General features: G+C 45.4%; 22 protein-coding genes and 2 riboswitches. Of the genes, 5 read left to right on the top strand and 17 right to left on the bottom strand.

Features of this window, described 5'->3' with window-relative positions; all coding sequences use genetic code 11:
- Positions 1 to 254: 254 nt before the first annotated feature.
- Positions 255 to 1,256 (bottom strand): ABC transporter substrate-binding protein, encoded by a 1,002-nt coding sequence (locus IEW67_RS10185; RefSeq protein WP_188632964.1) that lies wholly within the window; start codon positions 1,254 to 1,256, stop codon positions 255 to 257.
- 226 nt (positions 1,257 to 1,482) lie between these two features.
- Between IEW67_RS10185 and IEW67_RS10180 the strand changes: the two genes are divergently transcribed.
- On the top strand, positions 1,483 to 2,532 hold the full coding sequence (locus IEW67_RS10180; RefSeq protein ID WP_188632963.1) for an NAD(P)/FAD-dependent oxidoreductase: 1,050 nt from the start codon (positions 1,483 to 1,485) through the stop codon (positions 2,530 to 2,532).
- Positions 2,533 to 2,661: 129 nt separating this feature from the next.
- Here the strand turns inward: IEW67_RS10180 and purD are convergent, their stop codons facing one another.
- The 13 genes from purD to IEW67_RS10115 form a co-directional block, all read right to left on the bottom strand.
- Positions 2,662 to 3,912 carry a phosphoribosylamine--glycine ligase gene (gene purD, locus IEW67_RS10175; protein ID WP_188632962.1) on the bottom strand — a complete coding sequence of 417 codons (1,251 nt, stop codon included), beginning with the start codon at positions 3,910 to 3,912 and terminating at the stop codon, positions 2,662 to 2,664.
- A gap of 17 nt (positions 3,913 to 3,929) precedes the next feature.
- A complete protein-coding gene (purH, locus tag IEW67_RS10170) occupies positions 3,930 to 5,453 on the bottom strand; it encodes a bifunctional phosphoribosylaminoimidazolecarboxamide formyltransferase/IMP cyclohydrolase (protein WP_188632961.1) in 1,524 nt (507 codons plus the stop codon).
- Between the two features lie 212 nt (positions 5,454 to 5,665).
- The gene (gene purN, locus IEW67_RS10165) at positions 5,666 to 6,235 is read right to left on the bottom strand and encodes a phosphoribosylglycinamide formyltransferase (RefSeq protein WP_188632960.1); all 570 of its coding nucleotides are present in this window, start codon (positions 6,233 to 6,235) and stop codon (positions 5,666 to 5,668) included.
- Complete coding sequence (gene purM, locus IEW67_RS10160; protein ID WP_188632966.1) at positions 6,232 to 7,254, bottom strand: phosphoribosylformylglycinamidine cyclo-ligase; 1,023 nt, start codon at positions 7,252 to 7,254, stop codon at positions 6,232 to 6,234. Before purM ends, purN begins: the two co-directional genes overlap by 4 nt.
- Before the next feature lie 254 nt (positions 7,255 to 7,508).
- Positions 7,509 to 8,918 carry an amidophosphoribosyltransferase gene (gene purF, locus IEW67_RS10155; RefSeq protein WP_188632959.1) on the bottom strand — a complete coding sequence of 470 codons (1,410 nt, stop codon included), beginning with the start codon at positions 8,916 to 8,918 and terminating at the stop codon, positions 7,509 to 7,511.
- A complete protein-coding gene (gene purL, locus IEW67_RS10150) occupies positions 8,903 to 11,122 on the bottom strand; it encodes a phosphoribosylformylglycinamidine synthase subunit PurL (RefSeq protein WP_188632958.1) in 2,220 nt (739 codons plus the stop codon). Before purL ends, purF begins: the two co-directional genes overlap by 16 nt.
- Entirely contained in the window at positions 11,106 to 11,789 is a 684-nt protein-coding gene (purQ, locus tag IEW67_RS10145; RefSeq protein WP_188632957.1) for a phosphoribosylformylglycinamidine synthase subunit PurQ, read from the bottom strand. The genes purL and purQ overlap by 17 nt, the downstream gene beginning before the upstream one ends.
- A complete protein-coding gene (gene purS / locus IEW67_RS10140; RefSeq protein ID WP_188632956.1) occupies positions 11,786 to 12,037 on the bottom strand; it encodes a phosphoribosylformylglycinamidine synthase subunit PurS in 252 nt (83 codons plus the stop codon). The genes purQ and purS overlap by 4 nt, the downstream gene beginning before the upstream one ends.
- Positions 12,034 to 12,747 carry a phosphoribosylaminoimidazolesuccinocarboxamide synthase gene (gene purC / locus IEW67_RS10135; RefSeq protein WP_308430727.1) on the bottom strand — a complete coding sequence of 238 codons (714 nt, stop codon included), beginning with the start codon at positions 12,745 to 12,747 and terminating at the stop codon, positions 12,034 to 12,036. The genes purS and purC overlap by 4 nt, the downstream gene beginning before the upstream one ends.
- Positions 12,747 to 14,048: an adenylosuccinate lyase gene (gene purB, locus IEW67_RS10130; RefSeq protein ID WP_188632955.1), complete on the bottom strand. Its 1,302-nt coding sequence runs from the start codon at positions 14,046 to 14,048 to the stop codon at positions 12,747 to 12,749. The genes purC and purB overlap by 1 nt, the downstream gene beginning before the upstream one ends.
- Complete coding sequence (purK, locus tag IEW67_RS10125; RefSeq protein WP_188632954.1) at positions 14,048 to 15,175, bottom strand: 5-(carboxyamino)imidazole ribonucleotide synthase; 1,128 nt, start codon at positions 15,173 to 15,175, stop codon at positions 14,048 to 14,050. Before purK ends, purB begins: the two co-directional genes overlap by 1 nt.
- On the bottom strand, positions 15,162 to 15,656 hold the full coding sequence (gene purE, locus IEW67_RS10120) for a 5-(carboxyamino)imidazole ribonucleotide mutase (RefSeq protein ID WP_188632953.1): 495 nt from the start codon (positions 15,654 to 15,656) through the stop codon (positions 15,162 to 15,164). Before purE ends, purK begins: the two co-directional genes overlap by 14 nt.
- A gap of 452 nt (positions 15,657 to 16,108) precedes the next feature.
- A riboswitch (purine riboswitch) is annotated at positions 16,109 to 16,208 on the bottom strand.
- Between the two features lie 177 nt (positions 16,209 to 16,385).
- Positions 16,386 to 16,940: a DUF2179 domain-containing protein gene (locus tag IEW67_RS10115; protein WP_188632952.1), complete on the bottom strand. Its 555-nt coding sequence runs from the start codon at positions 16,938 to 16,940 to the stop codon at positions 16,386 to 16,388.
- Between the two features lie 194 nt (positions 16,941 to 17,134).
- Between IEW67_RS10115 and IEW67_RS10110 the strand changes: the two genes are divergently transcribed.
- Positions 17,135 to 17,569, top strand: a complete 435-nt coding sequence (locus tag IEW67_RS10110) for an Hsp20/alpha crystallin family protein (RefSeq protein WP_188632951.1) — start codon at positions 17,135 to 17,137, stop codon at positions 17,567 to 17,569.
- Here IEW67_RS10110 and IEW67_RS10105 read toward each other — a convergent pair.
- Positions 17,566 to 18,276 (bottom strand): MOSC domain-containing protein, encoded by a 711-nt coding sequence (locus tag IEW67_RS10105; protein WP_188632950.1) that lies wholly within the window; start codon positions 18,274 to 18,276, stop codon positions 17,566 to 17,568. The two genes, IEW67_RS10110 and IEW67_RS10105, sit on opposite strands and share 4 nt — an antisense overlap.
- 169 nt (positions 18,277 to 18,445) lie before the next feature.
- On the opposite strand from IEW67_RS10105, the gene IEW67_RS10100 reads away from it, so the two are divergent.
- From IEW67_RS10100 to IEW67_RS10090, 3 genes are all read left to right on the top strand, one after another.
- Positions 18,446 to 20,002, top strand: coding sequence for a hypothetical protein (locus IEW67_RS10100; RefSeq protein ID WP_188632949.1), 1,557 nt, complete (start codon positions 18,446 to 18,448; stop codon positions 20,000 to 20,002).
- Positions 20,003 to 20,101: 99 nt separating this feature from the next.
- Positions 20,102 to 20,638, top strand: coding sequence for a peptide-methionine (S)-S-oxide reductase MsrA (msrA, locus tag IEW67_RS10095; protein WP_188632948.1), 537 nt, complete (start codon positions 20,102 to 20,104; stop codon positions 20,636 to 20,638).
- Between the two features lie 203 nt (positions 20,639 to 20,841).
- Positions 20,842 to 22,011, top strand: coding sequence for an MFS transporter (locus IEW67_RS10090; protein WP_188632947.1), 1,170 nt, complete (start codon positions 20,842 to 20,844; stop codon positions 22,009 to 22,011).
- A 366-nt stretch (positions 22,012 to 22,377) separates the two neighbouring features.
- Here the strand turns inward: IEW67_RS10090 and IEW67_RS10085 are convergent, their stop codons facing one another.
- Together IEW67_RS10085 and guaA are read right to left on the bottom strand one after the other, a co-directional pair.
- Positions 22,378 to 23,712 (bottom strand): NCS2 family permease, encoded by a 1,335-nt coding sequence (locus IEW67_RS10085; protein WP_188632946.1) that lies wholly within the window; start codon positions 23,710 to 23,712, stop codon positions 22,378 to 22,380.
- Positions 23,713 to 23,972: 260 nt separating this feature from the next.
- Positions 23,973 to 24,074: riboswitch (purine riboswitch) on the bottom strand.
- A gap of 71 nt (positions 24,075 to 24,145) precedes the next feature.
- Positions 24,146 to 25,681: a glutamine-hydrolyzing GMP synthase gene (gene guaA / locus IEW67_RS10080; protein ID WP_188632945.1), complete on the bottom strand. Its 1,536-nt coding sequence runs from the start codon at positions 25,679 to 25,681 to the stop codon at positions 24,146 to 24,148.
- Positions 25,682 to 25,705 lie beyond the last annotated feature (24 nt).

Genomic DNA, 25,705 nt, shown 5'->3' with positions numbered 1-25,705 from the left:
ACGCATTTGTAAGTTAAAAGTTATCATGCGGATTCGGACTACCTGGACTGCCCAACAGCGGGGTGCGCAAAAACACACAGTATTGGGTATTGTGATATTCTCAAATTTTATACTTTCTTATCTTTTTAGAAAAACGCGGCATTCGCCTCGTCTTATAGCGAATGCCGAAGCTTTTCTTATAAGGTCATCCATCATTTATACTTTCTGACGTTATTAGAAAAACCGGGAAGAGATGCAATCCCTTCTCGGACTAATCATTCGTTTACCATTGTATCAACAATTTGTTTCGTTAATGCCTTCGCGGACGAAACACCGCCAATCACCGGCGTATCCCCGGGCAAGTAATGTGTATTCCCTTCTTTGACAAAGCTTAAATTTTCCCAAACCTTGTTCCCTTTCAACTGATTTTCAAAAATATTATCATCCTCTTGAACAACAGAGAAAAAGTGAATATTTTCTTCCTGGAATTTCTGCAAGGTTTCCAACCCTACTTCAGTGAACCCATATTGCTCCGGTTCATCCGTATGATAGGCGTTTTCAAAGCCCAGGTTTTCCATTACCGCCGCTGGATAAGAGTTATCGGAATAAAGCCTGAGGACGGGTGAATTTTGAGACGAAAAAGCCATCGTTGCTATATAATTTTTACTTTTTACACCAGCATCTTCCAAACGCGCTTTTTGTTCGTCATAAAAATCATTTAAATCGGTAATCGCCTGCTCAGCTTCCTGTTTTTTATCCGTGATTTTGGCAATCGTTTTAAATTCATTCATCAACTCTTTATACAAGTCAGATGATCCCTCTTCACTGTAAGGCGCAAATGTCACAACCGGTGCAATATCTTTCAATCTGTCTAAAATGTCACCGTGTCTGAATTGAGCCGCTATAATCAGGTCGGGATCCATTCGTGAAATGGCTTCAAGATTCGGCTCTTGACGTGTCCCGGCATCTTCAACACTATCAGTCAATTCTTCCTCAATATTCATCCAATTATTGAATCCATCTATATTTGGAACGCCGGCCGGCTGAATCCCAAGGGAAAGTAATTGCTCAGCATTATACCATTCCAGAACAACAATATCCTCAGGGGTTCCCTCAATAGTCTGTTTACCATTAGCATCTTCAATGGTAACACTGCGATCAGAACCGCTTTCACCATCACCGTCATCACTTTCTGTATCCTTTTCATTGCTCTCTGACCCGCATGCCGTAAGCAGCGCAAGGATAATAACACTAAGCAACAATAGCCACTTTCGCATAGCAACCAACTCCTCATGTATTAAATTGTCTTGCACTATGTAAGTTCCATCATTCGGTCACTTATATACTGTTGCACTGTTTTTCAAACCCGTTAATGATAATGATAATCATTTCCAATTAAACAGTATCATGAATTCTATTAAGTGTCAACCTTTTTATTTTTGGCTATATCGTGTATAATCAATTGATAATGATAATCATTTAGTTGCTTAGGAGTGAGCAGACTTGACCAATACGGAATTGTTTGACGTCACAGTTATAGGTGGCGGGCCAGCCGGGCTTTTTTCGGCCTTTTACAGCGGACTCAGGGAAATGAAAACAAAAATTATTGAATATCAACCGGAATTAGGCGGCAAAGTCCATGTCTATCCGGAAAAAGTGATTTGGGACGTTGGCGGACTCCCTCCCCTCACCGGTGCAACGTTCATTGATCAGATAATTGAACAGGGCTTAACATTTCAGCCTGAAATAGCGCTCAATGAAAGAATTAAGTCCATTACCCGTAATAATAAAGGTATATATGAACTGCATGCCGATTCCGGACACGTTCATTATTCCAAAACGGTCATTGTGGCAGTCGGCAGCGGCATCCTAAACCCGAAAAAATTGGATGTTCCGGGCGCAGAACAATTTGAAGGTTCAAATCTGCATTACTCTGTTAGATCGCTGCAGCGTTTCAAAGGTAAGACAGTTATGATTTCGGGCGGAGGCAGCTCAGCCACTGACTGGGCAAATGAACTGGAGAACGTGGCTGACCGCGTTTTTATTACGTGCAGAAAAAACAATTTTGACTGTCATGAATCCCAGGCGACCCAACTAAAAAATGGTTCTGTTGTCTGTTTCTTTCATACATCAATCACCAATCTGACAGCTGATGATGACGGTCTGTCAATTAAGGAAGTCGAGCTTAGCAACCATGAAACCGGAGCCGTTAATTATTTACCTGTTGACGATGTCATTATCAACCATGGTTATGAACGCGATACATCTCTTTTGGAAAACACCAATCTCGGGATAGCTATCGCCGATAATTATTTCATCTCAGGCAATGCCAGAAGCGAATCATCACTGGATGGATTTTATGGCGCCGGTGATATTCTGATGCATGACGGTAAATTAAACTTAATAGCAGGTGCTTATCAGGACGCTGCCAATGCCGTCAATCAGGCAAAACAGTTTATCCAGCCTGATGCGGATAAAGCTGCAATGGTCTCTTCGCATAACGACGTATTTAAACAACGAAACGAAAAGTTGAAAAAGCAAATGATAAAGTGAAACATCATTCGGTGAGGCAATTTTTCTCATTGGAATGTTTACTGAACAGAATCGGACACAGGCAGCTAATAATAACCCGCATCCTCCCTGACAGAATGCGGGTTATGCATGGAATGGACAATCGAAAGCTCATTGATCTTTCCCAATATCTTTTCGATAAAAAAACGCTTCTGAATACAAATTCTCTGCCAGCCATTTATATGCGCAATCTGCAGCTTCTGAGAGGTCCGCACCTTTTGCTCCTGCAAGAAGCACCCGTCCGCCATCAGAAACGACTCCCTCGCTCGTCTTCCGTGTTCCAGCATGAATGACAAACGAGCGTGCATCCACATTCATTTCAGGTAACTTAACGCCTTTCTGATAGTTCCCCGGATATCCTTTTGAAGCTAGTACAACACCGGCACAACTTTGATCTTTCCATTGTAAAGAAGGATTTGTCCCATCGAGAACATCGAGAAAAACCTGAAGCAAATCGTTCTCTAAAAGTGGCAAGACAACTTCAGTTTCCGGATCACCGAAACGCGCGTTGAACTCGATCACTTTCGGGCGCTCGTCCGTCATAATCATGCCCGCATATAGGATTCCGGTAAATGAGCGTCCTGCTGCCACCATTCCATCAGCCGCTTTTTGCAGAACGTTTTCAGATGCATATGCCAGTGTTTCTGAGGAGATATCCTCTGCCGGCGCATATGCTCCCATCCCGCCGGTATTTGGTCCCTGATCTTCATCATAGGCGCGTTTATGATCACGTGCCGGTATCATCGGAAAAACATCCGTTCCATGAACAAATGCCATTAAGGAAAATTCTTTACCGGCCAGGCACTCTTCAACAACGATGGAACTGCCCGCTTCGGAAAAAGCCTTGTCTATCAGAATATCATCTACGGCTGCCGTTGCCTCCTGAACTGTCTGTGCGACAATCACACCCTTACCCGCAGCAAGCCCGTCAGCTTTAACAACGATGGGGGCACCTTGTTCCTCTATATAGGCTTTGGCCTCATTCGCATCCGAAAAACTGGCATATGCAGCTGTCGGGATACCGTTTTCTTCCATGAAAGCTTTCGCATACTGTTTGCTTCCCTCAATTAAAGCTGCATTCTTTTCCGGGGCAAAAATGGAGAGACCAGCTGCCCGGAATTGATCAGCAATTCCGGCCAGGAGGGGATCTTCCGGACCGACAATCGTCAAGTCAATTTCTTTTTTTTCGGCAAAATCCAGCAATCTGTTAATATCCATCTCATCAATGTCCACACACTCTGCAATTTCGCTGATACCGCCATTCCCAGGTGCTGCATAAATTCTATCAGCCTTAGCACTTTCAGCCAGTTTCATGATCATGCTGTGCTCACGCCCTCCGCGGCCAATAACGAGTAGATTCATTGGAAAACCCCTCCAGTTCAGTGTTTAAAATGCCGGATGCCTGTATAAACCATCGCAATGCCATATTCATGGCACATGTCAATCGAGTCCTGATCGCGTTTGGACCCGCCTGGTTGAATAATGGCTGTTACACCTGCCTTCGCTGCTTCGCTGACCGTATCGGGCATCGGGAAAAATGCATCAGATGCAAGAACTGCGCCTTTTGCTTTATCCCCTGCTTGTTCAAGCGCTATTCTCGCTGCGCCGACACGATTCATCTGTCCCGCACCGACACCCACAGTCCGCATATCGCTTGCCAATACAATGGCATTCGATTTAACGTGTTTGACCGCTTTCCAGGCAAATAATAAATCGTCCAGTTCTGTTTCTGTCGGCTTTTTTTCAGTCGCATATGTGAGTTCCTTCCGGTTGATTTTCTTGTGGTCGTTATCTTGAACTAAAAGACCGCCGTTAACACTTGTTAATTTGCGTGAACCCACGTTTGATGCATCCACTTTCAATTCAAGCAGCCGTACATTTTTCTTTTTCGTTAAAATCGTGAAAGCTTCATCGCTAAATCCAGGAGCGATGATGATTTCAAGGAAAATACCGCTCAATTGCTTAGCTGTATCTACATCGATTGTTCGATTACAAGCAACAATTCCGCCAAAAATCGAAACCGGATCAGCATCATAAGCTTTTGAAAATGCTGTATTCAAATCCTCGGCCATCCCGATACCACACGGATTCATATGCTTCACAGCAACAGCTGTCGGCCTGTCATAATCCGCAATGATTCCCAGTGCCGCATTTGCATCTTGGATATTGTTATACGACAGTTCTTTGCCATGAAGCTGTCTGGCAGATGCAAGACTCGTCGGTGATTCAAATGGCGTTTTATAAAATGCCGCTTTCTGATGCGGATTTTCACCATATCTTAATGTCTGGGCCTTTTCATATGTAATGGTATAGTTATCAGGAAATGGTTCATCTGTAAAATAGTCCGCAATGAGCGCATCGTATTGTGCTGTGTGACGGAAAACCTTGGCAGCTAATTTTTTCCGCAATGCTATGTCAAGCTCATCATTTCGGATGGCTTTTATGATTTTGTCATAATCATCCGGGTCAACTACCGGCGTCACATCATGGAAACTTTTAGCGGCCGCCCGCAACAGTGTCGGTCCGCCAATATCAATGTTTTCGATGATATCTGCTTCAGCAGCATTCTGTTGATCAAGCGTTTGTTTAAAGGGATAAAGGTTTACGACAACAATATCGATGGGGTGAATGCCTTTTTCTTCAAGCTGCTGTTTGTGCATACCGTTATCCCGTTTAGCCAGCAGTCCGGCATGTATGACCGGATGAAGCGTTTTGACGCGCCCCTCCAGCATTTCAGGAAAGTGTGTTATGTCTTCCACAGCTGTCGCTGCGATGCCGGCCTCCTGAATTATACGCAATGTGCCACCTGTTGAAATAATGTCATACCCCAATTGTTGCAATCCCTTGGCAAAATCGGCAATACCGGTTTTGTCGGAAACACTTATCAATGCCTGCTTTTTCATGGAAAAACTCCTTATCTTAGTGATGTGTAGTGGTGCTTTCGATAGGTCACGCAAATTTGGGTAGATCCCGCACGCGTTAGTGTGATTCCCGCACAAGTTTGCGCTTTCCCCGCACGAGTTAGAGCGGTTCTCGCACGAGTTGATGACTCCCTCGCACGAGTTAATGACTCTCCCGCTCAAGTTGTCTATACGTTAATGAATGTTGCAGTTTTTCAGCTATTCTCCTCAACAACGCGTCGAATCACTTGCGGATAGAGCGTATGCTCAACTTCCTGAATCCGTTCTGTCAGTTGTTCCTCCGTATCATCCGGGTGAATCGGAACTTCCTGCTGTTCAATAATGGGGCCGGTGTCGACACCGGCATCAATATAATGTACCGTGACACCTGTTGTATCCACACCTGCATCATAAGCCTGTCCAATAGCATTCAGACCGGGGAAATCAGGTAACAAGGACGGGTGAATATTAATAATCCTGGCCGGAAACTCACCTAAAAGCGTTGGACCGACTATCCGCATATATCCGGCCAACAATACCCAAGAAACATCTTTTTCGCGCAGCTTTTCCAGCAGAACACGCTCATAATCAGCCTTTGATTCATATTCTTTCGGATTAAAAATAAACGTTTTGACCCCCAATTCTTCTGCTTTATTTATAACAGGAGCACCGGGTTTATCGCACACAAGCAGTGCGATGTCACAAAACCTGCCATCCTGGTTCATGATAGCTTGAAAATTACTGCCGGTTCCGGACGCAAATACGGCCGCGGCTACGTTTGTCATGACGTTATGTGCACTCCTTCTTTTGGAATAATTTCACCAATAACTGATGCGGTGTCACCCTGCCCCCGGATGATTTTCAGCACATCGGCAGCATCATCCTGTGCGACAACAAGAACCATTCCGATTCCCATATTAAAAATACCGTACATCTCCTCAACAGCAATACCACCGAGCCGCTGTAAAAATGGAAATATTGGCAGATGCTCCCAGCTTGCTGGATCAATCTCCGCACCGAGTCCGACAGGCATCATCCGGGGCAAATTTTCATAGAATCCGCCGCCGGTTATATGCGAGATTCCCTTCACGGAGACACTTTTCATAACCGCATCAACCGATTCAGCATAAATTTTGGTCGGTCTTAGTAATACATCACCCAGTGGCTGCTCTCCCAAACTGTCATAGGTTTTCGTTAAATCCAGATCCTGAACCAGCTTGCGGACAAGCGAATAACCATTCGAATGTATGCCGCTTGATGCCAAGCCGATCACAGCATCTCCGGTTGAAATGGACTCTCCGGTTATTAATCCGGATTTTTCCGCTACTCCGACGGTAAAACCGGCTAGATCATAATCTGTTTCCTCATACATACCAGGCATTTCCGCTGTTTCACCGCCTATTAGGGCTGCCCCGGCATCTTCACATCCGTCCGCAATACCGGCTACAATTTGCTCGATCATGGCCGGATCATTTTTACCACATGCAATATAGTCGAGAAAAAACAGCGGTTGGGCACCTTGTGCGACAATATCATTGACACACATGGCAACAAGGTCAATGCCGACTGTGTTGTGTTTATTAAAATCAATCGCCAGTTTGAGCTTGGTTCCGACGCCATCCGTTCCCGAAACAAGCACAGGTTCCTGATAGTTTAAGGACGTCAATTCAAACAAGCTGCCGAATCCGCCGATGTCACCAATCACTTCGTTGCGCGCAGTCCTTGCGATATGTTTTTTCATGCGTTCAACTGCATCATAGCCTTTTTCCACATCGACTCCGGCTGATTTATACATATTTGTCATCATTCATCCCACCCTTTGTCGCGCATGTAACTAGCCGTAAAACCCATCTCCTTGTGGGCGCAGCAAACCGAATGTTGGTAAATGGCGTTTCACCTGGCAGTAAATGCGCGATTATGTTCTAACGTCAGAAAGTATAAATTATGGATGACCTTATAAGAAAAACTTCGGTATTCGCTATAAAACGAGGCGAATGCCGAGTTTTTCTAAGACTGACAATCAGCGAATAAATCTGTTCCGCTGTTTGACGTGTCACTTTAACAGCCTTTGTAGGCAGCTTCCTGCTCCCCGTTTTCCTTAACTGGATAATGTCCAGTCATGCAGGCCATGCAGATGCCTTGATGGATCGTTTTATCTCTGACAATCGCTTCTTCAAGCCCGGCTTCTGACAAATACGCCACACTATCCGCTCCGATAACTTCTCCAATTTCCTCAATTGAGTTATTAGCTGCAATCAATTCATCCCGGGTTGACATATCAATTCCGTAATAGCATGGATGCTGAATCGAGGGAGACGCGATCCGGACATGCACTTCCACCGCGCCTGCCTGTTTCAGCATTTGGACAATCCGCCTGCTGGTTGTACCACGGACAATAGAGTCATCGATCATGACAATCCGCTTTCCCGCGACAATCCCGCGGACCGGTGCCAATTTCAATTTCACCCCTTGTTCCCGCAGTTCCTGGGAAGGCTGGATAAACGTTCTGCCAACATAACGGTTTTTAATGATGCCCATTTCGTAGGGGAGACCACTCGCTTCTGCGTAGCCGATAGCTGATGAAATGCTGGAGTCCGGTACACCGATTACCATATCGGCGTCTGCCGGTGATTCTTTGGCCAGCTCTTTTCCCATCCGTTTGCGTGATGCATGTACATTCACTTCATTCACATCACTGTCAGGGCGTGACAAATAGACATATTCCATCGCACACATTTTCCGTCGTCCCCGCATGGCAAACCGAGTGGACGATACCCCTTCATCACTGATTGTCACCAATTCGCCGGGCAAAACTTCGCGCTCAAACGTTGCACCAATCTGATCGAAAGCACACGTTTCGGATGCCACCACATAAGCATCACCAAGTCTGCCGATCGACAACGGTCTGATTCCGCTCGGATCAAGTGCTGCATACATTTTATCTTCAGTTAAAATGACAAACGCATATGCGCCGATTATCTTATTGATCGCCTCAGTTATGGACGTTTCACTAATCTCCATACCTCGTCGTTTGATTAAATGAGCCAATACTTCTGTATCGGAGGATGTCTGTAAAATACTCCCCTGCCCTTCAAGCTCGCCGCGCATTTTTTCAGCATTCATGATGTTGCCGTTGTGTGCCAGTGCCATCCCCTCAGTCTGTGATCGGAAAACCAGTGGCTGAACATTTTCAAATGCTCTGTCGCCCTGGGTGGAATAGCGAACATGGCCGACAGCCGTAGCACCTGAAAGCTTACTGAAATCAGCACGTTTAAAAACATCGTTGACTAGCCCGAGTCCTTTGTGTGTCTTTAAGTTATCACCATCACTAACCACCACACCCGCACCTTCCTGTCCGCGGTGCTGCATAGCATGAAGCCCGTAATACGTCAATTCCGCTCCCTTTTCGTGTCCCCAGACCCCGAACACACCGCATTCTTCATTGATGCCTTTCATTTCAGCAAGCATGGAATGGCTCCTTTCCATAAATCATGCAATATTTGGACATTTTCATCAATTAATGTGCCACCGTTTGCTCTTAGAAGGAACTTACCATCACCGGTTACACGGCCAATCTGCCGGATGTCCGTAACTGCCGATTCAAAGTCCTGTTTCTGCTCCGGCTTGACCGAAACAAGAAAACGCGACTGGGATTCGCTGAACATTGCGATTGTCGGATCACCGGAGATAAAAGCTTCCAGACCCAGTCCTTCGTTATTAAAGACACTTTCAGCAAGGGCAACACCGAGACCACCTTCAGCCAAATCATGTGCTGACCTGACGAGACCTTGACGGATTGCTGCCAGCAGCTGTTTTTGACGTTCAGCTTCCACCTGCAAATCAATGAAAGGTGCTTTTCCATAATATGTCCCTTCCACAACTTTTTGCAGTTCACTTCCACCGAATTCAGCCTCCGTTGTGCCTATCACATAGATAAGGTCTCCCGGTTTCTGAAAAAAGCTCGGTGTCAATTGTTGAAGTGATTCAATCAGGCCGACCATCCCAACGACCGGCGTCGGAAAAATCGATTGGCCGTTTGATTGGTTGTAAAGCGATACATTTCCGCTGACGACTGGTGTTTTCAACGTCCGTGCCGCCTCACTCATCCCTTCGACACTTTGTTTCATCTGCCAAAACACTTCCGGATTGGTCGGGTTGCCGAAGTTCAGTCCATCTGTCAGCCCAAGCGGCCGTGCCCCCGAGGCGACAATATTCCGTGCCGCCTCAGCTACAGCAATTTTGCCGCCGGTTTCCGGATCTAGATAAATATAGCGTGAATTACAATCTGTTGTAAGTGCCAGCGCCTTATCCGTTCCTTTAATCCGTATAACTGCTGAATCCGACCCGGGTGTTACGACTGTATTTGTCTGCACCATTGAATCGTACTGATCATATATACTTTGCTTGCTGGCGATGGTCGGCTGCTGCAAAAGCTGCTTCAGCATTGCACTATGGTCAGCTACATACGGCACCGTGTTTTCCATTTTCTGAAACGCCTTAACATATGCCGCTTCTTTTGCTGGCATTTGGTAAACCGGTGCTTCCTCCGCCAGTGCATCAACCGGGATATCGGCAGCGACTTCTCCATGTTGTGTGAGCAAAAATGATTTTTCCTCGGTAACTTCACCCACAGCTACTGCCTGCAGACCATACTTTTCAAAAACATCAATGATTCCCTGTTCATGCCCTTGTTTTACCACCAGCAGCATGCGCTCCTGTGATTCAGACAGCATCAACTCGTAAGCGTTCATATTCTGCTCACGCTGTGGCACCAAATCCAAATTCATGGTGATTCCGGTTCCGGCTTTACTTGCCATTTCGCTCGCCGATGACGTCAGTCCTGCTGCTCCCATATCCTGCATGCCAACAAGTGCATCAGAATTAATGACTTCCAGACAAGCTTCTATCAGCAGTTTTTCCATAAACGGATCTCCCACCTGAACAGATGGGCGGTCTGCATCAGATTCATCACTCAGGTCATCTGATGCAAATGTTGCCCCATGGATACCATCGCGTCCAGTTGGCGCGCCTGCATAAATGACCGTATTACCGACACCGGCAGCGATACCTTTTTGAACATCATCATGGTCAATCAATCCAACACACATGGCATTAACCAGTGGATTTTCCTCATAGCTGTCATCAAACTGCACTTCACCGCCGACCGTCGGAACACCTACACAGTTCCCGTAACCGGCAATCCCGTGAATGACTTCTCGAAATAAATATTTCGTTCTGTTGGCTGTCAAATTACCGAATCTCAGTGAATTCATTAAAGCAACCGGACGGGCCCCCATCGAAAACACATCACGAATAATGCCGCCAACACCCGTAGCAGCGCCTTGATATGGCTCAACCGCTGATGGGTGGTTATGACTTTCCACTTTAAAAACAACTGCCTGATCATCACCAATATCAATGACACCGGCACCTTCACCGGGGCCCTGCAATACGTCCGGTCCATCTGCCGGGAATTTTTTCAGGAGTGGTTTGGACGTTTTGTAACTGCAATGTTCTGACCACATGACTGAAAAAATGCCTGTCTCCGTAAAGTTCGGACGCCGTTTCAGAATGTTTTTGACCTTTTCAAATTCCGCATCACTTAATCCCATCTCCAGATACAGTTTCTCCTGTTCAACGTTTTTTGGACTGATATTATGCGTTAATGGCATAGGTGTTCCTCCAATTTTTGATCAGTGACTGAAAAAGTCTGATGCCATCATCACTGCCGAGCAATGTTTCCACTGCACGCTCCGGGTGCGGCATCATGCCAAGCACATTGCCCCTACGGTTGATGATCCCTGCAATATCTGAAACCGATCCGTTCGGGTTATTTTCATAGGTAAAGACAATCTGATGATTCCTTTTCAGCTCTGACAAAGTGTCGGCATCAGCGAAATAATTCCCCTCTCCATGAGCAATCGGCAAATGAATGATCTCGTCTTTTTTGTAATTTGCAGTGAACTGTGTTTCATGATTGGAAACGGCTAGGGCCTCATGGTGACACATGAATGACAGATTCTTATTAGGCAGCATGGCACCCGGCAGCAAACCGGATTCCAACAAGATTTGAAAGCCATTGCAGACACCCAGCACCGGTTTGCCCGCATCAGCATGTTTTTTCACGTGTTGCATCACGTCCGATGCCGATGCAATGGCTCCCGAACGCAGATAATCACCATATGAAAACCCACCGGGGAGCAGGATTGCATCATAGTTTTCGAGATGACTATTTTCGTACCAAACTAGATCAGCTTTCATTCCGAGAACGTGTTTTACGGCATGGTACATATCACGGTCACAGTTCGATCCGGGGAAAACGATGACTGCAAACTTCATGTGTGTGCAACCTCCTCCACTTCATAGTGATAGTCCTCCATAACCGGATTGGCCAATAGTGTGTCGCACATTTCACCGACACGTTTATCAATATCTTCATGATTTTCCATTAACAGTTCAACCAGCTTCCCAGTTTGCACATCTTTCACTTCCGAAAATCCGAGTGTGTTGAGTGATGTCCGGATGGCTTGACCCTGTGGATCGAGCACACCCTGCTTCGGCATAATACGAATGGTAACTTTTTTCATGTCCTGGCCTCCAGTCGGTCAAAAAGTTTTTGATAGACTTCCAGTAGATCGCCGGTTCCCTGCCGGAATACATCCTTATCCAAATTTTCATTTGTCGTTGTATCCCAGAGTCTGCACGTATCAGGCGAAATCTCATCGGACAATACGATGCAGCCGCTTGCCAGCCGTCCAAATTCCAGTTTGAAATCAACCAGTTTAAGATTGATCGCTTCGAACAGTTTAGTCAGCTGCTGATTGATTTCCAATGCCTTTGCTTTTATCTCTTGAAGTTCGGATTTTGTGACCTTGTTCAGAAACAAGGCATGCGCATCGTTGATCAACGGATCCCCCAGGTCATCATCTTTGTAAAACAGCTCGACAAGTGCCGGACTGAAGGGTGTGTCTGTTTCGATACCGAGCCTTCGAGTTATGCTACCGGCAGCCACGTTTCGGACGACGACTTCCAGCGGGATGATTTCCGTCTGCCGGACAAGCTGCTCTGTTTCCGAAAGTTTTTCAACAAAATGGGTTTGAATGCCCTGTTCGTTTAGAGCATTGAAAATATAGGCGGAAATCGCGTTGTTCAAACGTCCTTTTCCTGTATAAACTTCTTTTTTCTCTCCATTAAATGCCGTTGCATCATTTTTGTATTCAAGCACAAGATGTCCTGGTTTATCAGTGGTTTGATAAACCCATTTCGCTTTTCCCTCGTATAACAGATCAGCCTTCATTATTCCACCCCAAGTCCAATTCGATTAAATATAGCATCCACATTTTTTAGATGGTAAGTATAATTAAAGCACGCATCAATCTCAGCTTGTGTAAGTTTTGCGCTGACCTGCTCATTGCACTCAATCAGCTCTTTAAATGAAGTCCCCGTCTCCCATGCCTGCATCGCTTTCGGCTGCACCAAATCATAAGCTTCTTCACGGCTCATGCCCTTATCAACAAGTGCAAGCAAAACACGCTGGGAAAAAATAACCCCATACGTTTTATCAATGTTGTGTTTCATGTTTTCCGGGAACACGGTCAGTTTGCTGACGATTCCGGAAAAACGGTTCAGCATGTAATCCAGCGCTATCGTTACATCAGGCAAGATAATCCGTTCCGCCGATGAGTGGGAAATATCCCGTTCATGCCAGAGCGAAACGTTTTCGTACGCTGTCACCATATGCCCTCTCAGGACGCGCGCGATACCGGTCATATTTTCTGAACCGATCGGATTACGCTTATGTGGCATTGCGGATGACCCTTTTTGTCCTTTCGCAAAAAACTCTTCCACTTCACGCGTCTCGGTTTTTTGGAGACCGCGGATTTCTGTGGCAAACTTTTCGATTGATGTGGCAATCAATGACAGAGCAGAAACATATTCAGCATGACGATCACGCTGCAAAGTTTGAGTCGATACCGGTGCCGGTGTCAGTCCCAGCTGTTCGCACACATATTGCTCAACAAACGGATCAATGTTCGCATAGGTGCCTACCGCGCCTGACAATTTTCCAAATTCGATATTACGTGCTGCATGTTCAAAACGTTCCAGATGGCGTTTCATTTCTTCATACCAGAGTGCCATTTTCAGCCCGAAAGTTGTCGGCTCGGCATGAACGCCATGCGTGCGCCCCATCATGACAGTGTGTTTATATTCGATTGCTTTATTCTTCAAAACATCGATAAAATGATGCAGATCTGTACGGATAACATCGTTCGCCTGCTTCAGCACATAGGATTGGGCAGTATCAACAACGTCTGTTGACGTAAGCCCGTAATGCACCCACTTGCGCTCGTCTCCCAGCGTTTCGGAAACCGCCCGGGTAAAGGCGACCACATCATGCCGTGTTTCCTGTTCGATTTCCTGGATCCGCTCAACGGCAAAAGAAGCATTCCGGCGGATTTTTTCCACATCTTCAGCCGGAATAATGCCCAATTCGCGCCAAGCTTCACATGCGAGAATTTCCACTTCGAGCCATGCGTTATATTTGTTTATTTCGCTCCAGATCACACCCATTTCTTCCCGGGTATAGCGTTCAATCATTACTCTGCCTCCTCCAATACTGCCAACTGTTTTTTGGCTTCTTCCAGTGTATCCGCTACAAACGTGATATGGCCCATTTTTCGTTTCGGCTTAATCGCTTCTTTACCGTATAAATGCAGGAAGCCATGCTGCATTTCCGGCAGTATAGTTAAGGCCGTTTCCACGTCGTCACCAAGTATGTTGACCATTACAGCCGGCCGCAGCAATTCGATTGGCAAAAGCGGCAGACCGCAAATGGCCCGTATATGCTGCTCAAATTGCGATATGGTGCATGCCTCAATTGTGTAGTGACCCGAGTTATGCGGTCTTGGCGCCATTTCGTTCAGATAGATATCGTCACCTTTAACGAACATTTCGATCGCAAACGTTCCGGTTATGTTCATTTTTTCAGCCAGTATGCCTGCTGCATCAAGCGCTTTTTGCTGTACAGCAGCACTGATGGAAGCCGGGGCTTTCGTCTTGTATAAAATGTGATCTTTATGCTCATTCTCGGAAATCGGGAAAAACGCGATCTCACCGGCTTGCCCGCGCGTGAACACGACAGATATTTCCTTATCAAAAGGTACCCATTGTTCGACAATGCATTCGTCATTTCGATCGGCAAATTCACATGCTGCATCGATGTCATCGTTCGCGTTTATTTTTAGCTGGCCTTTGCCATCATATCCTCCGCTGACTGTTTTAATGACAGCCGGGAGCGGAAAATTTTCAAGAACATGCCTGCACATGTGACCATTTCTGACAATCTTATTGGCTGGTACCGGAAGCTCCGCATCACCCATAATCGATTTTTCCTTTTCGCGGCTTTGGGTGATTTCAAGTGCATAGGCACCCTGTGGAAGTTTGCCTGTACGTTCAATAAAAGCCGCCGCCTCAAGATCAACATTTTCAAATTCATATGTGACCACATCACTGATGTCTGTCAGTTTCCGTATGCCATCCATATCGTCATAAGCTGCTGTGATCTGCTGATCGCTGACTTGTGCGGTCGGGCAATTTGGGGTCGGGTCGAGAACTGCCACCTTATATCCCATATATTTAGCCGCGATGGCCATCATCCGTCCAAGTTGACCGCCACCGATAATGCCGATTGTTTTCATGGGAAGTATTACCTTATTGGTCTGCAAGTTCATCCCTCATTTCATTGACTGAATGCTTTATGTTTGCCTCATACTCTTTTAATATCTCAGAAACATCATGGTCGAATGCGCCAATCATCCGGGCAGCCAATAGTCCCGCATTCTTCGCACCTGATTTCCCGACTGCCACAGTAGCGGTCGGTACACCACCGGGCATTTGCACGATTGAAAGCAAGGAATCGAGGCCGTTCAGTGCTTTTGACTGGACCGGCACCCCGATGACCGGCAATGTCGTCTGCGCTGCTGTCATGCCGGGTAAATGTGCCGCACCACCAGCTCCTGCAATAATCACATTCAACCCCTTATCTCTTGCCTCTTTTGCATATGTAAACATATCGTCAGGTGTCCGGTGTGCAGAAATAATTTCTTTTTCATAGGGAATCTGTAATTCATCCAATACGTCGCATGTGTATTTCATCGTTTCCCAATCCGAAATGCTTCCCATAATGACGCCGACTCGTGTCATCATATCCCTCTTTTCACGTTTATGGTTAACTTTTCCTTTCTAAAAAAATAAAGAACGATTTCTAAAAGTGTGTTGGTTTCGACACGCAATCCATAAACTGCGACGTAAGTGCTGATGGTTGAGTGCTATGATACCGTTCCGGAAATACACTCCGCTTTCCGAGGAGGCTGAGGCCGTGCCCATGGAAAGCGACGTGTATTGCCGGAGTGTCTTGAGGCACTTCTCGTATTCAGAATGGAAGAAACCTTTCACTATGTCGCAGTTCATCTCAATCGTGAGAGGTGTAACAAAATGGCGAAAAGAGCCAAAATAAAATAAGTCTATCCGTCTCCCTCATGTGTATGAGAGCAGATGAATAGACTGGGCACAACTAAACAATCGTATGCCTGCTGAAATCCTGATACTTAGATCGCCGGCGCCGGCTGCATTTTAGCTAAAAACAGCCACATTCCTACAGCAGTTCCATCTCCCCTCATAGTCCGGCATTTACGGTGCCGGGTAGAAACCTTCAGGCCATATCCCCGAATATATATGAGGCAGCGTATGAATTTTTCTAATACCAGCATAGCAAAATAAGTTTAATTGTGTCAATAAAAATCGAACAATTATATAAAAATATTTATTAATGTTCGTGTTTTATAATGTTGAATGTGTTTTATGTTTAAAGATGCCAACTCCGGTCAATTCCAGCTTCGAAATTGACCGCTGCGCTACCGGGAGTTCACATCCCTATTATTTTTTATTTTGATTGAACAGCCGGCCTTTTCGCACCTGTTTCACCCAAAAGCCGCCATGAATTTGTTTTGGCTCATAGGAGATAATAAATGCTTTCGAGTCAATCATTTTGATCGTTTCGTAAAGCTTCAGTTCATATTTTCTCGGTGTCAGAATTTGCATGGCAAGCCGGTCGCCATCCATTCCATAGGCGAACCAGCTTGTTACACCATACCCCTTTTCACGCAGCTGGCGCGTGAATTCAATATAAGGGTCAGATGATATGACATTGACGGTAATATAGCCCAGTGCCAGTTTTTCTTCAATTTTGGTCCCCACAATAACGCCAATGCCAAAGCCGATGGCATAGGCGAGAATATTTTGAATCTCGTTCAGATTTTCCAATACAAGGCCCAGCCCAAGAACATACATAATAACTTCAAACATGCTGACAAACGCAGCCATATAGCGCCGCCCTTTTAGCGTCAAAATCATCCGCATGGTCGAAAGCGACACATAAACAATATTAATGATTAATATAATAGCTACCATAACAAACGCATTACTGAGCAACTTTTTTACCTCCTGTCGGTTACAACCGCGGCTTTAGTTTCCCGAACCATGATAGTCACCAGCCATTCGCCCAGTGCATAATATAAACCATGCGTTTACCCTTAACAGACGGTAAGCCGTTGATAATTATCGGCTGACTATGCATAAATGCGCGATTCTGTTCATCCAACACTTTTTATGAAATGGGGATTATTATGGATTCATTCAAACAAATGTCTGATTGGCGGAAAAACATGGATCATTTTTTTGGCGATCATTTCTGGAACGAATTTGAAAATATTATAAAGCCAGCCATTCCACAAATCAATATTTATCAGCATGAGCATGAACTGATTTGCGTTGCCGGTATTCCGGGCTTAACCGATCTGAATAAAGTTGAGATCTACGTGGACCACGCAACACTTGAACTGAAAGGTGTCATCGATCTTGGTTATGCAGGCGGCACCGTGGCCAAAGAAGAAATTCTTCAAGGTGTTTTCGAGCGGACCGTAACCCTACCTTATCCCGTACGGCGCGATAAGATTAGTGCCACCTATCAGAATGGTCTGGCGGTCATTCATCTGCACCGGCTCATTTCAGATGAAACCGGCCGGCATAAGGTGAACGTCCGACTAACAGACGGAACTTAAGCTTTATTCGGACCATACACGCGTTTAGCATCAGATGACTGTCTACCCTGCAGTCGCTTATTCAACGATTTTTTCCAGTTAGGCGCAAGCAGTGGACATGATGCCAACTGCTCAGCGAGATCAAGATCCCGTTTTTTCACATACATGATCTCGTTGCAAGCAGCAACAGTCCATTCGGGATACCGACGCTCAATAAGCTCCATTTCCATTCCCGCTTTCACATATCCTTCCTGCAGCACTCGGTAATACCAGCCTGTCAGTCCGCTGCTTTGTATCCTCAAGGCAAAATCCATCACCCGGAAGCGTCGGGCAGGCTTCCAGCATGGCCGGCGAGGCTGGGAAACCTGAATGATGCTGTCGCCGAATCGGTACGTATCACCGATGCAGACAGACCCCTCATCAATATTTGCGACCGATAGGTTCTCCCCCATTGCACCGATACCGATGTCATCTATTTTCAAATATTCACGCCAATGGGCATAATGCTTTGATGGATAAGCAAACACGGCTTTTTCCGGACCACCATGAACTTTTTTATCAGCTATTTCGTCACTGGTAAATCCCTCGAGTCCAATCCATTGTTCCCCATCTGCCTTCGCCTTGAAAATCCCGCTCTCCCACGGTCTTTCCATCCGGTCCTTGGCATCCGGATTGCCCATACGTTTAACTTTTCCTGTCAAAATTTTATTTACGACTGGTTTTATCATCCGACCCACCCCCTGCATCATATTATATCTTTAACACCGGGAAAACGAAAACAGCAGATGGCGTTATATCACAAGATTTCATTTTCATATACCACAAGGTTAATTTAAAAAAATATACAAAATTCAAAAGAATGTGTGATAAAATTATGACACAGACAGGAGGCCGAAAATGAGAAAACAGCTTTTTTGGATTTTGCCATCCATTATTATCATAACAGGAATCTTTCTGATGTTTAATCAGAGCATCACCGATGTGACAGAACAGCCTGAAGCGAACTGGAGCAGAGGTTTGGAGATTGGAACAACCACTGTCGATAAGACCTTTCCTGTCCAGGAAACCCCCGGCGGCAATTTCATCATCCAGACATATGAACAAGACAAGCTCCGGGCACAAATATTCAATCACGAATTTAAACAGATTAATGAAAAAACCTATGATATTCCGCTTGATAAATGGACCAGGGTTTTTCTGAACCATGATCAACTGATTTACCACGATTACAACGATATATACGATCAAGATGGCGATGTGATTGTTTCAAATGCCAAACGATTCTATCCATTAGGCAGCACAATTCTCTACATAAAGGAAAATAATTTATATGAACTCAATCCCGATGACCTTTCGTCAACAAAAATAGTGGAACTGAATAAGGGAATGGAAGACATCATTCCTTTTCAAGGTAAAAAACAGCTTTACTTTATGACAGAACAATCCCTTAACAATGATGTGAAACTTAATATTTATGAACTGACTGACAATGGGGCGAAACGTGTGTATTCGACATCTTTTCAAATCGACGCTATGCAGACAGTAGAGGATACCGACTTTGCCGTTCGCGACAGCAATCTTGCCTTCATGCTGGAAACGGTTCAAAAACAAAGTCAAGGATCGCCTGAATCGTATACATATGTGGCCAAGACTTCCATTGGCAGTAACCGGGAGCCGTCACTTAAACCTTTGACTTTTCCGGACCCCGCCGGAGAAGGCAGCTTGAGTGAGCCAAACGATATAACGATTTCATATCAAAATGAAACACTACAGCTCCTCTTTAGCGCGAACGGCTTTACAGAGACAACCTATCAAGAGAACCAGGCCTTCAATGTTTATACTGCGACCATCACAGACAACGGAGAAATCCAGTCTGCAAGAAAAAGCAACACAGCCAAAGGCACTGTTGACCCGAAGCGGCTGAACAATTCGACTGTCATGTGGCTCGAACAAGGATCTGAACGCAACAACATTCTCATTTCCTCTAGCAATCCAGCAGTCATAGACAAGGCATCGACGCTTAGCCAGGATGACTGGCTGCGTGCTTTAGGCAAGACATTCGGAATGCTGGCCAAAGTTCTGATTACAATTCTGGCGACCACCATCTGGTTTATCTGGCCGGTGGTCTTCGTAGTGCTCATGTATGTGGTTAAAGGCCGCAAACTTGATGAGGATATATCATGGTTTTTTTATACTGGCATAGTGATTTACATGCTGGCAACGTTTATTTTCCATGATATCATCTTTATTGATGGGATGTTTGCCAGAGCACCGGATTATTTAACCTTCACCGGTAGCTCCTACATTTATACTCTGTTTTTCGCTTTGATTGCCTTTATCGCCACACAGTCAACTAAAGCGACACACGACTGGCATGCACCGGCGAGGATCATCTATTTTGCCGGAGCACATATCCTGATGCTTGTAGCATATTTCGGGCCGTATTACTTCTAGATTGAAATAGGGTAGATTCCGCAAGTTCATCTATTATCCCGGTCGGAAATATTTATGTTATAGTGAGTAAACAATAAGAGACATTTGGGGGAAACAGATATGTCTAATCAACTTAAAAAGGCAACCTTTGCCGGTGGCTGTTTCTGGTGTATGGTTAAACCATTCGATCAATGGAGTGGAATTCATGGCGTCGTGTCCGGCTATACCGGCGGTCATACGGCAAACCCGGCGTATGAGGATGTGAAAAGCGGAACAACAGGGCATTATGAAGCGGTGCAAATCACGTATGACCCTGCTGTTATATCGTATGAGGAGATTTTGAATATCTATTGGCAGCAGATTGACCCGACCGATGATAATGGCCAGTTCCATGACCGCGGAGAATCCTATCGGACGGCTATTTTTTATCATGATGATAAACAGTGGAAGCTTGCCCAAACATCAAGGCAATCGATTGCTGACAGCGGAAAATTTAAGAACCCGATCGTTACCAAAATTTTACCGGCTGCGATTTTTTATCCGGCGGAAGACTATCATCAGGACTTCTATAAAAAGTACACGGAACACTATCAACAAGATCGGGCTCAATCCGGGCGCGATGAATTCATAGAGAACGTATGGAGGGAGAAGGTGTAGAACCTCTCCCTTTATTCTTTGGCTTTGTTACTCCTTTCGATGTTCTTAACCTTCTGCTGGTGTTCTACTTCTTCTGACCTGATGATATGCCTGCCTTTTTTGGCTGTTCCGCTCTGTTTTCCTTGTTAATCAAATCACACTCCCATATACTTGAACCTCAGGTACTTATCAACGTCATTATAAACATGGGAGCGGACCTCAAGTTGGCAAACAATCAATCACTGACACCCCTAAAAATGCTGTTATTCAGTTTTCATGCGACAAACACAATCATTCTCAGCTATTTGCCGCTGTATTTGGAATATAAAGGTCTGAACGGCACTGAAATCGGTTGGGTGCTGGCAGTCGGTCCGTTAGCGGCCATCGTGGCTCAGCCATTTTGGGGCTATATGAGTGACAAATATAAAACTGTGAAACACATATTGCTGATATGTATCGTTGGCCTATTGGTAAGCAGCGTTGTGTTTTTCCAGATGGATGGTCTTATTGCCATTTTGCTTGCCGGTTTCGTATTTTACTTCTTCACCTCGCCGATCGGTGGTCTGGGCGACAGTCTTGGACAACGGCGGGCGGATGATTTGAATGTATCGTTTGGAACCATTCGTACATGGGGATCGATTGGATTTGCGATTTCTTCTTTAATTGTCGGCCAAATACTAACAGTTGCCGGCATTCAATATATGATCTGGCCCTATTTGTTTTTCGGTACTATGGCACTGATCGTTTCGTTTCGGTTGAGTGATGTGAATGTGGAATCTGATCCGGTTCAGTTGCAGGACGTTCAAAAACTCATTCGAAATAAGCCATTTATGCTATTTCTGTTTTTTATGATGTTCATTACGATGACGCACCGCGCGAGCGACAGTTTCATCGGATTATATATCACTCAGCTGGGAGGAAACGAAGGTCTCGTAGGGGTTGCCTGGTTTATCGGCGTCGCCAGTGAAGCGCTCGTATTTGCGTTTGCCGGACGGTGGTTTCGCAAATATCACACGCTTGTTTTTGTGATTTTTTCCGGTATCATATACAGTCTGCGCTGGTTTATTTACGCAGCAATTGAAGATCCAACTTATATCATTATGCTGCAATTCCTCCACGGTATCACATTTGGTGTGTTCTACCTGGCAGCATTAGACTATGTAACCAGACTGATTCCCAAATTGCTGCAATCAACAGGGCATCTTTTATTTTATGCTGTATTCTTCGGCATATCAGGTATTATCGGCTCACTCCTCGGGGGTGCTCTGATCGATTCATATGGCGGTGGTGCATTATATGCCGTATTAGGCGGGTCGGCAGCAGCAGGCGCGCTATTCCTGACTGTTTATCACACTCTGACAATTAGAAAAAAAGGTCAACACCAAAATCTATAGTTGAAATGAATGAATATGGCAGTAAAACTAGCGGAGGACAAACACGAAGACACCTGTAGGAATGCGCCGTGTGAAGACCCCGCAGAAAAAGCTTTTCTTTTTTTCGAGGAGACTGAGGACAAGCCCACGGAAAGCGACGAACCAACACTCCACCGAATGTGCTACGCGTTGCGAGACGTGTTTCTTCACTGTAAATGCTTGCAACACGACGAGCACCCAAGTGTTTTTCCGAAGCGACTGCTTACATCAACATGACATCTAATTTGTCACCCATAGATTTTGGTGAACAGCCGAAAAAACCCGACAAATTTAAAAGCGGAGCCATACGATGCGCTCCGCTTTTCTAAGAGGTGTGATCTTACTCTCTTAGCTCAGAAATATAAAATACAGAATAAATATAACAAACAAACCGTACATAACCGGATTGATTTCTTTGATGCGTCCTTTAAGAATCATGGTAATCGGGTAAAAGATGAATCCGATGGCAATCCCGGTAGCAATGCTGTATGCGAGCGGCATCGAAACAATCGTTAAAAATGCCGGGACAGCAATCTCAAACTCATCCCAGGCAATGTTTTTCAGAGAAGATGACATCAGCACACCCACAATAATCAGAGCCGGTGCCGTCACTTCTGACGTCACGACGCTCAAAAGCGGTGAGAAAAATAATGCCAGTATGAAAAATCCTGCCGTCACAACAGAGGTAAACCCCGTGCGGCCACCTGCACCAACACCTGCTGTTGACTCAATATAAGACGTTGTCGTCGATGTTCCGATGACCGCTCCGGCGACCGTAGCCGCCGAATCGGAAAACAGCGCTTTGCCTGCACGCGGCAGCTTGTTATTCTTCATTAATCCCGCCTGATTCGCCACTGCAACAAGCGTCCCTGCAGTATCAAAAAAATCAACAAATAGGAATGTCAAAATAACAACAAGCATCTTGATTGTAAAAATATCATCAAAGTGTATAAATGCCTGACCAAATGTTGGTGCAACGCTTGGCACTTCACCAACAATGCCGCCGATCCCTGACGGTGGTTCAATCAAACCAGTGATCATTCCGACAGTTGCTGTCAGAATCATGCCGTAAAAAATACCGCCTCTAATGTTGAGACTCAATAAAATAACGGAAATCACAATACCAAAAATAGCAAGCATTACAGTCGGTGATGTTAAATTGCCCAACGCCACAAGTGTCGCATCATCTCCGACAATAATACCGGCGTTCTGAAAGCCGATGAACGCAATGTAAACACCAATCCCAGCGCCGACCGCCATTTTTAGGTTGGAAGGTATCGCATTAATCACTTTTTCGCGCAGACCGGTCAAAGTCAATACAATAAAAATGAGTCCGGATGCCAAAACACCGGCAAGCGCTGTTTCCCAGGGAATTCCAAAACCTAAAATAACCGTGTAGGAGAAAAATGCATTGAGGCCCATTCCGGGTGCAAGAGCAATCGGATATTTCGCGAGCACACCCATGATCAACGTACCAAGTGCGGCTGCGATAGCAGTAGCTGTAAAGACGGCTCCCTGATCTATCCTGGTCACCCCTTCAGGCAGTTCCTCAATGCCAACCAATGCAAGTGTCGCCGGGTTTACAAATAAAATATACGCCATGGCCAAAAATGTTGTCATGCCTGCCATGAATTCCCGTCTGTAATTCGTGCCTAATTCGTCAAAACGAAAGTAACGTTTCAATGTTCCTCCTCCTTATTTTCCTGCAAAGCAAGCTATGCAAGAGAGCGCGTTTAATTTGTCATTATCTCAGACTGACGCGCCCCTCTTTGATATTAGAACAACTCGGCATTCGCCTCGTCCTATAGCGAGTGCCGAAGTTTTTCTTATAAGGTCATCCATAATTTATACTTTCTGACGTTAAAATAAAAAGCACTCCTGTTTAACAAGAGCGCTGCAAACCATGCAGGAAACGGTCATCAGACGAAACATCAACATGTTCATATCATGACTAAATCCTGCGTAGTCGGACCATTAATGGTGGTCCGGTAGATACTCTTGGGCCATATCCCCGAAATTATACGCCATTATTAAGTTATATGCTTAGACTACTACAAGCATGCTATAACGTCAAGCAAAAAACGAACAATTAATTACAAATAATGTCCAACGTTCGTCATTCCCACTCGATTGTTGCGGGTGGCTTGCTGGTCACATCATAGACTACACGGTTAATGTGCTCAACATCATTTACCAGACGTGTTGAAATATGCTCCAGAACATCCCATGGCATGCGTGCCCAGTCAGATGTCATACCGTCTATCGAGGTGACAGCTCTAATGCCGATAGTATAATCGTACGTCCGGGCATCACCCATAACACCGACACTGCGGATGTCAGGAAGAACAGTGAAATATTGCCAGATATCCCGGTCCAGTCCGGCTAGAGCAATTTCTTCGCGCAAAATAGCATCCGATTCACGAACGATCTCAAGTTTTTCCTTGGTCACTTCCCCGAGAACACGGATCGCAAGCCCTGGGCCCGGAAATGGCTGCCGCCAGACAATGTTTTCCGGCAGACCAAGCTGCAGACCAAGTTCGCGCACTTCATCCTTAAATAAAGCATTCAGTGGTTCAATCAGGTCAAATTGCATGTCTTCAGGAAGTCCGCCAACATTATGATGGGACTTGATAGTCTGAGCAGTGTCTGTACCACTTTCGATTACATCCGTGTAAAGTGTCCCCTGTGCCAGAAAATCAATATCTTCTAATTTATCGGCTTCATCTCCAAACACATATATGAACTCGTTGCCGATAATCTTCCGCTTCTGTTCCGGATCATCGACCCCATCTAATTTGGACAAAAATCGGTCAGCGGCATCAATTTTGATGAAATTCATATCAAAGTCATTTGAAAATGTCTTTGTTACCTCTGCCGCTTCATTTTTCCTTAGCAATCCATGATCGACAAAAATACATGTCAGCTGTTTGCCGATCGCTTTATGGATGAGTGCCGCAACTACCGATGAATCTACACCGCCGCTCAGGGCACATAGCACTTTCCGGTCACCGACCTGTTGGCGGATTTTGTCAGCTTCCATTTCGATAAAGTTCTCAATCGTCCAATCACCGTGACAGTTGCAAACATCGTATACAAAGTGCTTCAGAAGCTGATGGCCATACTCCGAGTGACGCACTTCCGGATGAAATTGCACACCATACAATTGGCGCTCCTGATAACTCATCGCTGCAATGGGTGTTGATGGACTCGTCGCATCCGTCCTGAATCCATCAGGTGTTCGCATTACCTTGTCACCATGGCTCATCCAGACATTTTGTTCATCAGGTGTATTTCCAAATAAAATCGGATGATTAGCCAGGTTAATTTCTGCCTTGCCATACTCCCGGTTCGACGCTTTGGAAACTTCGCCACCAAAGTGCAGCGCCATCAGCTGCATGCCATAACAGATTCCAAGAACCGGGATTCCCAGTTCAAAAATCTCCGGGTCACAGCGAAAACTGTTATCATCATAAACACTGTGCGGTCCACCCGACAAGATAATGCCTTTTGGATTCATTTGCCTGATCTTATCCGCTGTTATCTTATGTGAGTGCAGTTCACTATACACACCATGTTCCCTGATACGCCTGGTGATCAGTTGGTTATACTGGCTGCCAAAATCCAGCACTAAAATCATTTCATTCTGTTCCATCTGCTACCGCTCCTATCGCATGAT

It is taken from the genome of Lentibacillus kapialis (assembly GCF_014646635.1).
GTDB lineage: Bacteria > Bacillota > Bacilli > Bacillales > Amphibacillaceae > Lentibacillus > Lentibacillus kapialis.
Note: the sequence above shows the minus strand (reverse complement) of the source record. Positions and strands in the feature narration are given on the sequence as shown.